At 70.7% G+C, this 11,948-nt stretch carries 11 protein-coding genes; 5 read left to right on the top strand and 6 right to left on the bottom strand.

Translation table 11 applies throughout. From position 1 onward, the window contains the following. Window positions 1-179 precede the first annotated feature (179 nt). A complete protein-coding gene (locus UA74_RS24835) occupies window positions 180-1,289 on the top strand; it encodes a baeRF2 domain-containing protein (protein WP_075742402.1) in 1,110 nt (369 codons plus the stop codon). Window positions 1,290-1,398: 109 nt separating this feature from the next. Next, entirely contained in the window at window positions 1,399-1,596 is a 198-nt protein-coding gene (locus UA74_RS24830; protein ID WP_075744202.1) for a hypothetical protein, read from the top strand. A gap of 283 nt (window positions 1,597-1,879) precedes the next feature. Here the strand turns inward: UA74_RS24830 and UA74_RS24825 are convergent, their stop codons facing one another. From UA74_RS24825 to UA74_RS24815, 3 genes are all read right to left on the bottom strand, one after another. Further along, a complete protein-coding gene (locus UA74_RS24825) occupies window positions 1,880-3,367 on the bottom strand; it encodes a flotillin family protein (RefSeq protein WP_075742401.1) in 1,488 nt (495 codons plus the stop codon). A 65-nt stretch (window positions 3,368-3,432) separates the two neighbouring features. Continuing rightward, window positions 3,433-3,639 (bottom strand): hypothetical protein, encoded by a 207-nt coding sequence (locus tag UA74_RS24820; RefSeq protein WP_075742400.1) that lies wholly within the window; start codon window positions 3,637-3,639, stop codon window positions 3,433-3,435. Between the two features lie 85 nt (window positions 3,640-3,724). Next, the gene (locus UA74_RS24815) at window positions 3,725-5,896 is read right to left on the bottom strand and encodes a Stk1 family PASTA domain-containing Ser/Thr kinase (protein ID WP_075765574.1); all 2,172 of its coding nucleotides are present in this window, start codon (window positions 5,894-5,896) and stop codon (window positions 3,725-3,727) included. Between the two features lie 75 nt (window positions 5,897-5,971). On the opposite strand from UA74_RS24815, the gene UA74_RS24810 reads away from it, so the two are divergent. Both UA74_RS24810 and UA74_RS24805 read left to right on the top strand, forming a co-directional pair. Continuing rightward, on the top strand, window positions 5,972-6,337 hold the full coding sequence (locus UA74_RS24810; protein WP_198042855.1) for an Rv2175c family DNA-binding protein: 366 nt from the start codon (window positions 5,972-5,974) through the stop codon (window positions 6,335-6,337). A 231-nt stretch (window positions 6,338-6,568) separates the two neighbouring features. Beyond that, window positions 6,569-6,943, top strand: coding sequence for a hypothetical protein (locus UA74_RS24805; RefSeq protein WP_075742398.1), 375 nt, complete (start codon window positions 6,569-6,571; stop codon window positions 6,941-6,943). Between the two features lie 126 nt (window positions 6,944-7,069). Here the strand turns inward: UA74_RS24805 and mptB are convergent, their stop codons facing one another. Both mptB and UA74_RS24795 read right to left on the bottom strand, forming a co-directional pair. Next, complete coding sequence (gene mptB / locus UA74_RS24800) at window positions 7,070-8,689, bottom strand: polyprenol phosphomannose-dependent alpha 1,6 mannosyltransferase MptB (protein ID WP_083684152.1); 1,620 nt, start codon at window positions 8,687-8,689, stop codon at window positions 7,070-7,072. Between the two features lie 143 nt (window positions 8,690-8,832). Next, window positions 8,833-9,948 carry a polyprenyl synthetase family protein gene (locus UA74_RS24795; RefSeq protein WP_075742397.1) on the bottom strand — a complete coding sequence of 372 codons (1,116 nt, stop codon included), beginning with the start codon at window positions 9,946-9,948 and terminating at the stop codon, window positions 8,833-8,835. A gap of 115 nt (window positions 9,949-10,063) precedes the next feature. On the opposite strand from UA74_RS24795, the gene metF reads away from it, so the two are divergent. Next, window positions 10,064-10,948, top strand: a complete 885-nt coding sequence (gene metF / locus UA74_RS24790) for a methylenetetrahydrofolate reductase [NAD(P)H] (protein ID WP_075742396.1) — start codon at window positions 10,064-10,066, stop codon at window positions 10,946-10,948. A gap of 262 nt (window positions 10,949-11,210) precedes the next feature. Here metF and UA74_RS24785 read toward each other — a convergent pair whose 3' ends face one another. Beyond that, entirely contained in the window at window positions 11,211-11,795 is a 585-nt protein-coding gene (locus tag UA74_RS24785) for a DUF3153 domain-containing protein (protein WP_157434429.1), read from the bottom strand. Window positions 11,796-11,948 lie beyond the last annotated feature (153 nt).

Raw genomic sequence — 11,948 nt, 5'->3', positions numbered from 1 at the left:
TCCTCCTGGATCGGCGGCTGCATCCGACGGGGGTACCCCCTGCGATGCCGGTCCATTCGTCGCGTACCGGCGCCCCGCAGGCCTCGCCTTCGCCGCCACGTGTGGTGGTCGCTCCATCGGGGTATGTGAGCAGGAACGTCCGAGCGAAGAGTCGATGACCGGATGGGGAGTGTGAAGAGATGGAGTTGGGCCTGCTGCGAGAACTCGCCACGAGGTCGGGTCCGTGCGCGGTGGCATATCTCGACGTCACCCGCGACACCGAGGAGGCCTATCGCGCGATCGCGCTGCGAAGGCGGGCGATCGAGGAGGAGCTGGCCGATCGGGGAGTGGACGCGGCCACGCTGTCCGCCGTGGACGAGGCGCTGGAGTCGGAGCCCTGGGCCGTCGGCCGCGCGGGCCGCGCCGTGGTGGCACAGAACGGCACGGTCCTGCTCGACCGGCTGATTGCCGAGCCGCCCGAGAACACGATCACCGCCTATTCCCGCGTCCCCGACGTCTTCCCGCTGGTGGCGGCCGTCGCGGCCGAGGAGCCGGTGGTGGTCGCCGTCGTCGACCGGATCGGCGCCGACATCGGGGTGCACGTCCGAGACGGCGGCTGGCGCACCGATCGAACCGTGGAGGGCGAGGATCGCCCGGTGCACAAGGTGCGCGGTCTGGGCTGGTCGCAGAATCGAGTGCAGCGCCGGGTCGAGAACACCGCCGCGCACAACGCCGCCGAGATCGCCAGGGAGGTGGACCGAGCCGCCGCCGAGATCGGCACCAGGCTGATCGTGATCGCGGGGGAGGTGCAGGCCCGCACCGAGGTGCTCGCCGCGCTGCCTGCACGGAGCAAATCGATCGCCGTGGAGGCCGAGCACGGCGGCCGCGCTGCCGGGTCCGACCGGACGGCCTTGGCCGAGGAGATCCAGCGCTTGGCTGCCGAGTTCCTGGCTGACGAGGCCGGCCAGGTGGTGGAACGGTTCCAGGCGGAGCTGGCCGCCGGGCAGGGCCTGGCCGTGAGCGGGCCGGAACGAGTCGTGGCCGCGCTCCAGGCAGGCGCGGTCGACACGATCCTGCTGCCCTCCGACGGCATGGACCGCGAGGTGACCGTGGGCGACGACGTCACCGACATCCGCTTCCGAGACGCGCACCGCACCGACGGCGGGGACGACGACCTCGGCGTGGGCCGGGTCGACTCCGCCGTGGCCCTGGCCGCCGCCGCGACCGACGCTCACCTGTTCGTCATCGACCCGGTGAGTGCCGTGCCAGACGGCGTCGGCGCGGTGCTCCGATTCCCGATGCCCCGGTGACCTTCGCTGCGCCCGATCGGGCCTGCGGGCCGAGAGCCGCACCCGGGCCTGACCCGGCGTAGGAGAGGTCCGGGGAACCGACAGCAGACGAGCTGAGGAGACCACCATGGTGCAACGGGGAAGCGACAAGCACGGTGCCCGGCTGGACGACGAGCTGAGCAGTGAGGTGGAGGGCCTGACGAGGGCGAACCGCAGCACGCGGGCGGAGGAGTCCCGCGATCCGGAGCCGCCCGCCGACGACGACCCGGCCGTCGCCTACCGGGCACGACCGGAGGACCCGGAGGAGCCGCCTCCGGAGGGGCACTGAGGCCGCGACGGGGCGTTCTCGCCCGCGAGGAGCGGTTGCAGGGCCGCGCGGCCCGACGTCCGCGGGATGTCGGGCCGAGGGGGTCGCCGGGGCTGCGAGGGTTGGTGCGTGCGGACCAGAACGCGTCGTCCCGCGCCGCATGAGCGGTGGTGACTTCGGGCTCCCGACGACCAGCCCCGGCCGCCGAGGAGGCCGCCGACGAGGGACCAACGCCGAGGCGGCGTTCACCGGACCGGTGAACGCCGCGTCGATGTCGTCCGGCCGGTCGGTGCCGGCCGCGCCTTTAGTTCTTGCTGGGCTGCTCGTCGCGCTCCACCGGGATCGTGTGCACGGTTCCGTTCTGGGTGGCCGTCTCCGTGGCGGTCTCGTTCTGCATCGACTGCATCAGCGTCTTGGCGAGGCCGAGACCGGTGCCGCCGAGGGACAGCGCCTTGCCGAACAGCTCCGACATCCCGTCGGCGCCGTTGAGCACCACCAGATTGTCGATGTTGCTGAAGGCCTTGGCGCCCGCGTCGACGATCTCGGGCCAGTTCTCGGCCAACTGCTGGGCGACCACGGCCTCCTGGTTCTCGGCCAGTGCTGCCGCCCTGGCCCGGATTCCCTCGGCCTCGGCGAGTCCCTTCGCCCTGGCCGCGTCGGCCTCCGCCATGCCCTTGGCCCGCGCGGCGGCCGCCTCGGCCTCACCCGTGGCCCGTGTCGCGTCGGCCTCTGCGGAACCACGTGCCTTGGTGGCCTCGGCCTCGGCCTGCGCCGCCGTCTTCACCCTGGTCGCGTCGGCCGCCGCCTTGAGCTCGGTCTCCTTCGCCTCGGCCTGGGCCCTGGCGATCCGGGCGTCGCGCTCGGCGTCGGCGACGGTCCGCGTCTCGTACGCCTTGGCGTCGGCGGGCTTGCTGATCTCGGAGAGCAGTCGCTGCTCGGAGAGGTTGGCCTCCAGTTCGGCGGCCCTGGTCTCCTGGACCACGACCTCCTGGCGGGCGCTGGCCTCGGCGAGCGGACCCGACTGGCTGCTCTTGGCCCGCGCCTGATCCATCTCGGCCTGGTAGCCGGCCTGCTGGATCTCGCTCTCGCGCACCGACGCGGCCTTCTTCGCCGCCGCCTGCTGCTCGGCCTCGGTGGCCTCCTGATCCCGCTCGGCCTCGGCGATCCGCGCGGAGGCGGCGACGGCGGCGGCGTGCGGCTTGCCCAGGTTGAGGATGTAGCCCGACTCGTCGTCGATCTCCTGGATCTGCAGCGAGTCGATCACCAGACCGAGCTTGCTCATCTCGTCGGCAGAGGACTGCCGAACGGCACCCGTGAGCGCGTCCCGATTGTGGATCAGGTCCTCGATGGTGAGTCCACCGCAGATCGACCGCAGATGTCCGGAGAACAGTTCGTGAATGGTGCTGTTCATGCCGTCCTGACGATCAAGGAATCGCCGCGCCGCATTGGCGATCGAGACGAAATCGTCACCGACCTTGTAGATCACCACGGCGCGGACCGTGACCGGCAGGCCCTGCTGCGTGACACAGGAGACCTGAAGATTCGCGCCATTGGTGTCCAACGACAGCCTGCGCGCCACCTGGAAACCGGGCAGCACCAGGGTGCCCTTACCAGTGATGATCTTGAACCCCATGCTGTCCGGCCTGCTCTTGGGCGTAGAGCCGGTGCCGAGGCCGGAGATGATCAGCGCCTCATTCGGCTCGGCGACCTTCCATAGCATTCGCAGCAGGATGACGAAGACGAGGATTCCCGCCACCACTGAGATGGCGACGAGAAGAAGTCCCTCTGGCATGTGGTGCTCCCCAGAATGGTAGACGTCACAGACGACGACGAATGGTTCGCCGCCGACCGAGACGATCAGCCGAGAGGGAGCCAGCGCTGCACATAGACGCTGCGCGGCGGCTGATGATCCACGACCAGGATCTGCTCACCCGGCTCGATGACCTCACCTGCCTCGGCAGGATAGGCGTAGAACGCCTCCACTCCGCCGCGAATACTGATCATCACCTCGCCGACCAGACCGGGCCCGATCTTTCCTGTGACGCGACCCCGGTTGCCGATCATGCGCTCCCTGCCTCGACTGTCGTCCAGTCAGCCTGAGCATAGATGCTGCGCAGGCTGTTTTTACCCGGATTGAACATGCTGGTGGTCATAGGGTGTTCACGGTGATCGTGTCGCCGGGGGCCAACCGGGCCCCGTGGTTCGGGAACTGACCGATCACCCTGGCGTTCTCCCCGCCGAAGAACTGATTGACCTCGATCTCCAGATTCAGCGCCGCGATGGCCTCGCGCGCCTCCCGCAGGGTGCTGCCGGTGACGTACGGCGCGCTGACCGCATTCGACAGGACCACCCCGACCTGCGTGCCCGGCTGATCGATCATGGTCTCGGCGGCGGGATCGGTGCGGATCACCTGGCCGCCGTCGAGGTCCTCGGAGAACTCCGCCTCCAGCTCGACCGGTTCGAAGCCCTGTTCGCGGAGGGTGTTGAAGGCGTCGTCTCGCGCCATGCCCGCGACGTCGGGCACCGGAACCGGCGGCGGGCCCTTGCTGAGGATCACCGTCACCTCGCTGTCGATGGGCAGGGCGGTGCCTGCCTCGGGATCGACCCGGATCACCGCTCCCTCCTCGACCTCGGCGTGGAACTCGGCAAGCTCCTCATCGACGACCGGTTCGAGTCCGGCCTCCTCGAGCTGCGCGAAGGCCTCGTCCTGGGTGCTGCCCGCCGCGATCTCGGGCACGATCGGCTGCCCGGTGGAGACGCGCAGCCGGACCTCGGCACCCCGCCGAAGTCGCCTGCCCTCACCCGGCACGGACTCGATGACCTCACCGGACTCGATCTCGTCGTGCGGCGTCGGATCGAGCCTGACCTCCAGATCGGCCTCCCGAAGCGCCGACTCGGCGCGCGCGGAGTCCAGGCCCGCCAGCGCGGGCACCGAGGTCCACTGGGCGCTGTTCCACCACCAGAGCAGCAGTCCGAGGACGAGCACGACGACCAGCGCGATCATCCGCTTCGAGGTCAGTCCGAACAGCCCGCTGCCCTTGGCGGACCCGTCCCTGCCCGGTCGTCCGCGTCGTCCCCGTCTACCCCGATCGCCGCGTTCGCCGCCGAGACCGCCCATGTTCGCGGCGTGCACGGCATCCGGGGTCTCTTGTGGTCCCGGTGGCAGGTCGGCTCGATTGAAGGCCCTGGTCGCCCGGGGATTCGGGCCTGCGCCCGCGCCCGGAGCGGCCGCCGGTCCGGCAGGCCCGCCTGCCGGTCCCCTCGGCGGCAGCACGGTGCGGATGGTCGGAGCGTCCAGGTCGGCGGGCGAATCCGCCGGACCGATTCCCCCGACACCGTGCGCGGCGGCCTCGTCCGACGGCGGAGTCTCGGCGGCGGGAGCCTGCCAGACGGCCGTGCCCGAAGTGCCGGTGCCGGTGCCGGTGCCTGCGGCCGGAGTCACGCCGGGCACCGCGACGGCCCCGAGTCCCAGCGCGGTCCGCGTCTCCCGCAGCTCGCGCAACAGCACGCCCGCGTCGGCGGGTCGTTCGTCCTGCTCCCGACGGGTCGCCCGCAGCACCAGCTCGTCCAGCGCGGCGGGCAGCCCGGCGGCCTGCTCGCTCGGTGCCGGAACGCGATCGTTGACGTGACGGTAGGCCGTCGAGAAGGGGGTGTCCCCGGCGAAGGGCGGCACGCCGGTGAGCAGCTCGTAGAGCACCACGCCCGCCGCGTAGACGTCGCCTCTGGCATCGGTCTCGCCGGTGGTGACCTGCTCCGGGGCGAGGTAGTCCACCGTGCCGAGGATGATGCTGTCGCTGGTGGTCTTGGCATCGGCCAGGGCGCGGACCAGCCCGAAGTCGGCGACCTTCACGACGCCGTCCCGGCTGATCAGGATGTTCTCCGGCTTGATGTCCCGGTGGACGATGCCGTTGCGGTGCGCCGACTCCAGTGCCGAGAGCACCGGCTCGAGCACGCTCAGTGCCACGTCCGGCGGCAGCGTCCCCCGCTCGCGCAGCAGGTCGCGGAGGGTGCCGCCGTCGACGAGTTCCATCACCAGGAAGACCTGAGCACCGGACGGGGAGCGGTCGACGCCCTGATCGTGCACCGTCACCACGGACGGGTGGTGTAGGCGGGCCGCCGACCGGGCCTCCAGCTCGAAACGCCGGACGAAGCTCACGTCCCCGGAGAAGCGATGATCCATGACCTTGACGGCGACCGGTCGATCCAGCCGAAGGTCCACACCCCGATACACGACCGACATCCCGCCAGTGGCCACCACCGAGTCGATCCGGTACCTGCCCTCAAGCGTCGTGCCGATGACGTGCGCCTCCCGTCGGTTCACACCTGCGATCGTACGGAGGACCACCACCTCCACCGGTGGAGGGCGGCGCAGCCGGTCTGTGGCAGGGTTGTCGGTGTGAGTGAGTTCCCCACCGCCCCGGACGTGCTCGGCCCCGAGGTGGAGGTCCTGCCGTTGCCGGACGTCGCCGATCGGCTCGGCGTTCCGTTCACCCGAGTCCACCAGATGCTGCGAGACGGGCTGTTGCTGGCGCTGCGGCGCAACGGCGTCGCCGTCGTCCCCGCCGAGTTCCTCACCGACGACACCATCGTCAAGGGCCTGCCGGGGACCGTCACCGTCCTCCAGGACGGTGGCTTCTCCCATGAGGAGATCATGCGGTGGATGTTCACCGAGGACGACTCCCTGCCGGGGACGCCGGTCACCGCTCTGCGGGAGAACCGAGGCCGCGAGGTGCGGCGTCGCGCTCAGGCCATGGCGTTCTGAGCTGGACTGACTCGTCTCCGCCGGTCGGGAGCAGGCCGCGTGCGGGCCGCCTGCCTCCGGCGCGGGTGCGTTCTTTGGTGTCTTCGGCGTGGTGTCGCCTTTCGCGCCTTCGGCGTGGTGTCGTCTTCGCGCCTCCGGCGCGGTGTCGCCTTTCGCGCCTCCGGCGCGGTGCGCTCCCCGCACCCCACAGTCGAGCCCCGTGCCGTCGATTCCTGAGCCGAGGGCAGCAGGATGATCACCTTCGCCGCATGGCGTGACGGTCGATACGTTCCGCTCGCCGAACTGCTGGTGTGCCTCGGTGACCGGGGCCTGGCGCTGACCTGGCAGCTGTGGATCGAGGAGGCCACGGCACACCCTCGACTCGCCGACCTGTTCGCGGCCTCGGGCGGGCCCGCAATCGGCACGCTGGAGCTGCTCGCCCTGACCGCGCCGGATCTGCAGGTGATCGACGGCAGGTTCCTCGGCTGCCTCGACGGTGTGCCCACGATCGAGCTGACGGCGTTCGACAGCACCAGCTGGGACGTCGAGTGCACCGACGAGCGGCTGCTGTCCCGTCTCCGGCGCCGATATCCGGACGCGCACTCGCCGTCGGCCCTGCCACCGTGATGCCGGGCCCGGCAAGAGCCGGCCCCGAGGAGAATCCCCGGCGCGCTCGGAGTCCGGCGCGATGCCTCACCGACGATCGGCGCGGAACGGGGCCGGGCGCCGACCCCGACCCCGACCCCGTGCGATTCAGTCGGACGACGGCGGCAGGCCGACCGGGCGGTCCACCCGATCTCGGCTCGACAGCCGCAGCGGGTCGGGCCGAACCAGCGACACCGCCGCCAGCACCGACACGCCCAGCGCACCGAGCAGGTAGAACCACGAGTAGAGCGCGGTGTCCCCGCTCGGGAAGGTCACCAGCAGCAGCCACACCGAACCGCAGACCGCCGCCACGGTGGCCGAACCGGGCCACTTGAGCGCCGCCGCCAGCGCGAGCGGCCAGCTGAAGTACCAGGGCAGTGTCGCGGGGGAGAGCAGCGCGAGCGCGAAGAGGGTGATCGTCGCGTGATAGACGGCCTGGGGGCCGCCGTGCCGCGCCTTCCACCACTGCCAGACGGCGACGCCCGCGAACGCCACGAAGCCCAGCAGCCGAGTGACGGTGAGGAAACCGGGCAGACTGGCGGTGACGAACCAGCCGGCCACCAGGTGCGCGATCTGCGCCACCGCCGTGGGCACCGAGAGCCAGTTGACGATGAGCGAGGACGTCTGCAGTGCGCTGATCCAGCCGAGATCGACGCCCGCCACCAGCGTGCACGCGGTGAACACCGCCAACGACACCGCCGTGGTCGCCCCCGCCGCGCGCAGGAAGCGCGACCGGGCCGAGCCGTGCAGCCTCGCCGCCCAGATCCACACCATGAACGGCAGCGCGATCACCGCGGTCGCCTTCATCGCGGCGGCCAGCATGATCAGGACGATTCCCCAGACATGGCGGCGATTCAGGGTGACCAGCACCCCGGCCGCCAGCAGACCCACCATGAGCAGGTCGTTGTGCGGCCCGCCGACCAGGTGAACGAGCATCAGCGGGTTCGCCGCCGCCATCCACAGGGCCTGGTCGCCGCGTCCGCCGAGATGCCGGGCCAGGCCGGGCAGCGCCCAGCACATCAGCACCAGGCCGAGGACCATCACCAGACGCATGAGCAGCACGCCCAGGATCAGGTTCTGCCCGGTGATCATCACCACCGTCTTCGCGACCAGGATGAACAGCGGACCATACGGAGCGGGCGTGTTCTGCCAGACCCAGCTCACGTTGTCGGCGAGCGGGCCGGGCAGCGCGGCAGGCCCCATCTCGTAGGGATCGATGCCGTGCGCGGCGAGGTTGCCCTGCGCCAGATAGCTGTAGGCGTCGCGACTGAACAGCGGCGGCGTGAACATCAGCGGCAGCAGCCAGCCGCCGATCGCGGCCAGCACACCGTGGGTGCCGACTCGTTCGATCCGCACCTCGCGGCCCAGCCGAACCCAGGCCCAGACGAGCAGGCCGAGCCCGAGATAGAGCAGGCCGGTCGCCAGATCGCGCCCGTGTCCGAAGCGGACCCAGCTCAGTCCGGAGCCCGCCAGGAGCGGATCGTGGTTGAGCACGCCCGCCGCGCCGACCGCGCCGAGGGCGATCAGCACCGATCCGGTCGCGCCGATCAGCACGATGCGCAGCGGAACCAGCCTGCGGAAGACGGCCAGCCTGCGGAACAGGCGGAGTCGATCGGGCGAGTTGCTCACGGCGTGTTCTCTCGACGGGTGATTCGGGGGGCTGAGTGCGGTGTGGCCTGCTGCCGAAGTCGTCACGGCGGCGGTACGGGAGGTGTCAGGGCTGCGCATCGCGGCCCCATGGTCCCACAGGCCGCCGGTCGCACTCGGCCTGCCGCAGTCCTGATTCCATGATCGTGTGTCCATCAGTGTCGATATGATCACCGAGGGTGTCGACCCTACGGCTGAACGGGTGAGGGCGTTCGGTACTCCGGTCAGTGGTCACGTCGGGTGGCGCTGGCCGCCAGCCTGGTGAGTCCCTCCCGCGCGTCCGACACGATCGGCGTCGCCGCCAACTCGGTCAGCGCCTGCTCGGTCAACCGGTCGATCTCCTTCTCGACCTCCGCCACAGCACCGAGGTCGATCAACACGGCGCGAGCGGCGGACACGCCGTCCTCGTCCAGCTCGGCATTGCCCACGGCAGCCCGCAGGATCGCCGAGGCCGAATCGTTCACCCGTTCAGCGGCTCGGCGCATCCCGATCGACAGCAGCAGCGTCCGCTTGCCCTCGCGAAGGTCGTCACCCGCGGGCTTGCCGGTGACGGCGGGATCGCCGAAGACGCCGAGCTGGTCGTCACGAAGCTGGAAGGCCACCCCGATGGCCGTGCCGAAGCCGCGCAGCCCGGCGACGACCGCCGCAGGCGCGTCGGCGATCGCCGCGCCGAGGTGCAACGGCCGCTCCACGGTGTAGGCCGCGCTCTTGAGCCGGTTTACCCGCAGTGCGGTCTCCGGGTCCTCGTCCCCGCGTACCTGCGCGAGCATGTCGAGATACTGGCCCGCGAGCATCTCGGTGCGCATCGCCTGCCAGGGCTCGGCCGCCCTGGTCGCCGCCGCCGCCGAGAGCCCCGACTCCCGCAGCATGTCGTCGGCCCAGGCGAGCGAGAGGTCGCCGAGCAGCACCGCCGCAGCCATCCCGAACCGGTTCGATCCCGTGGCCCAGCCCGCCTGCCGATGCCGTTCGGCGAAGGTGACGTGGACCGTCGGCAGGCCTCGGCGCCGGGGCGAGTCGTCCATCAGGTCGTCATGGACCAGCGCGCAGCCCTGGATCAGCTCCAGGGCGCTCGCGGCGCGGATCACCGCGCCCGCCTGGGCGCCCGTCGGGTCGCCGCCCGCCGCCCGCCAGCCCCACCAGGCGAAGGTGGGTCGCAGGCGTTTCCCCCCGCTCAGCACGAGTTCGATCAGCGAGTCCGTCGCGTCGGCGAACTCGCCTGCCGTCGCCCGCTGCACGGCCTGCCTGGTTTCGAAGAACGACACGAGTTCGTGTCGTACCAGGTCGGGAAGGTCGTCGTCGGGGGTGCGCAACGATCGGGGGGAGGAATGCACGACGCCCATCCTCCGAAAGGTAATCGTGGTCACTCCACGCGGGGTCGTGATCGAGTCGAGAAGCGCGTGTGCATCGTCCGCGCCTCCAGTCGTTCACGATGTGGACGCCCTTAGTCTGGAAATCATGACGGCCGTCGTGGATCGATTGAGAGCGCAACGTCCGGTGTTCTCCGTGGAGTTCTTCCCGCCACGCGACGATGAGAGTGAGCGCAGGCTCTGGCGTGCGGTTCGAGAGCTGGAGCCGTTGGACCCCGCCTTCGTGTCCATCACCTATGGGGCGGGGGGATCCAGTCGGGATCGCACCATCCGAACCACTGGGCGCATCGCCCAGGAGACGACCCTGGTGCCGATGGCACATCTGACCGGCGTGAACCACTCGCTGGCGGAGCTGCGCAACGTCATCGGCTGGTACGCGGCCGTCGGCGTGCACAACGTGCTGGCGGTGCGCGGCGACCCGCCCGGCGACCCGCTGGGCGAATGGGTGCCGCATCCCGAGGGCATCACCTACGCGGAGGAGCTGGTGCGGCTGGTCCGCGAGCTGGGGCCGTTCTGCGTCGGGGTGGCGGCCTTTCCCTATGGTCATCCTCGATCGGCCGATCTGGAGGTCGACGCCGACCATCTCGTGCGCAAGATCCGCGCGGGCGCCGATTTCGCCATCGCCCAGCTCTTCTTCCAACCGGACGACTTTCTTCGACTGCGGGACCGACTCGCCGCCAGGGGATGTGACGTGCCGCTGCTGCCCGGTGTCATGCCCTTGACCACTCAGCGCATGCTGACCAAGACCGTCGAGCTGTCCGGCGCGGACGTGCCCGTCGCACTGGCACGCAGGCTGGAGCGACATGCCGACGACCCGGCGGCCTTCCGCGCGGAGGGCATCGAGATCGTGACGGAGCTGTGCTCGAACCTGCTCGCCGAGGGCGTCGACGCGCTGCACTTCTACACGCTCAATCGGGCGACGGCGACGCGGGAGGTGGTCGCCAGGCTCGGGCTGCTTCCGGTCCGGCCCTGAGCGGGCTGTCCGAGGCACGGCGACCCGTCGGCCTCAGGGGACCTGCGGAGTCCTTCGAGGCTGATCGGGTCGTCGCCGTTGCGTCGGCTTCGTGCTCCCGGCGTCGGCACGGCGCAGCGCGGAGGGTGGATCTGGATCGGCCGCCTCGGCACTGGCCGCGTCGCGCCTGGTCCGGGGCCTCCGCCGGGGGGTTCTCGGCTGCTCGGGTGCGCGCCTTCGCCGTCCCGGCAGGCCTGCCGTCGTGCGCTCGCCGGGGCCGTGATCAGCGGTGGATCAGGCGGCGGCTGTACCGATGGGCGTTCAGCGCGAGGATGCCGACCAGCACCGAGGCGCTGCCGGTCAGAGCGCCGACCGTCACGGCCCCCCAGATCCAGGTGTCGCCCGCCCCGCCGTGCTGGAGCGATGCCTGCAGAGTGTTCAGCCCGCCCGCGCGCGGCCGCCAGGTCACGGTCCGCCCCTCGGCGCGACCGTTGGTGTTGTCCACCTCGGCGGGGAAGGTGACGGCGACGCGGATGTCGGCGTTCTCCTTGGTCACCTGGCTCAGATCCATCGTGGTGTTGAACGACAGGTTCTCGCCGATCTGTCGCAGGCTGAAGCGGTAGCGGCTGGCTTGCGGTCCGTTGCCGACCAGCTCCTGGAGCTGTTCGAAGGTCAGGCTGTCGAAGGTCAGCAGGGTGCCGACGTACCCGTCGGAGTCATACGGCTCGACGGTGATGAGCTGGTCCATCCCCGGCGGCACCTGGATCACGGGGCCGACGTCGTCGGGCCGGGTGGGCAGCGCGGCGACGACGAATCGCCCCGAGACGCGGTCCTGGTCGTTGATGTCCATCACGATGTCGAGCCGCATGCAGCCGCAGGCGAACACGGCGACGAACGACAGAATCAGCGCAAGTGCCGACGCCCTTCGACGAGTGGGCGTCACGGGGATCAGCGGGGCCACCGGCTCATCTTCGCAGGAGATTCCGGCGTCTCGCCCGAGATGCGCGGGCGTCCACTCGAG

The sequence above is a fragment of the Actinoalloteichus fjordicus genome, assembly GCF_001941625.1.
GTDB lineage: Bacteria > Actinomycetota > Actinomycetes > Mycobacteriales > Pseudonocardiaceae > Actinoalloteichus_A > Actinoalloteichus_A fjordicus.
This window is presented reverse-complemented; position numbering and strand designations above follow the sequence as displayed.

Coding starts and splice junctions, on each gene's coding strand:
- UA74_RS24785 (WP_157434429.1), bottom strand. CDS start 11,795: ATGCGGCTCGACATCGTGATGGACATCAACGACCAGGACCGCGTCTCG.
- UA74_RS24805 (WP_075742398.1), top strand. CDS start 6,569: ATGATCACCTTCGCCGCATGGCGTGACGGTCGATACGTTCCGCTCGCC.
- UA74_RS24835 (WP_075742402.1), top strand. CDS start 180: ATGGAGTTGGGCCTGCTGCGAGAACTCGCCACGAGGTCGGGTCCGTGC.
- UA74_RS24820 (WP_075742400.1), bottom strand. CDS start 3,639: ATGATCGGCAACCGGGGTCGCGTCACAGGAAAGATCGGGCCCGGTCTG.
- UA74_RS24825 (WP_075742401.1), bottom strand. CDS start 3,367: ATGCCAGAGGGACTTCTTCTCGTCGCCATCTCAGTGGTGGCGGGAATC.
- UA74_RS24795 (WP_075742397.1), bottom strand. CDS start 9,948: ATGGGCGTCGTGCATTCCTCCCCCCGATCGTTGCGCACCCCCGACGAC.
- mptB (WP_083684152.1), bottom strand. CDS start 8,689: ATGCGCAGCCCTGACACCTCCCGTACCGCCGCCGTGACGACTTCGGCA.
- metF (WP_075742396.1), top strand. CDS start 10,064: ATGACGGCCGTCGTGGATCGATTGAGAGCGCAACGTCCGGTGTTCTCC.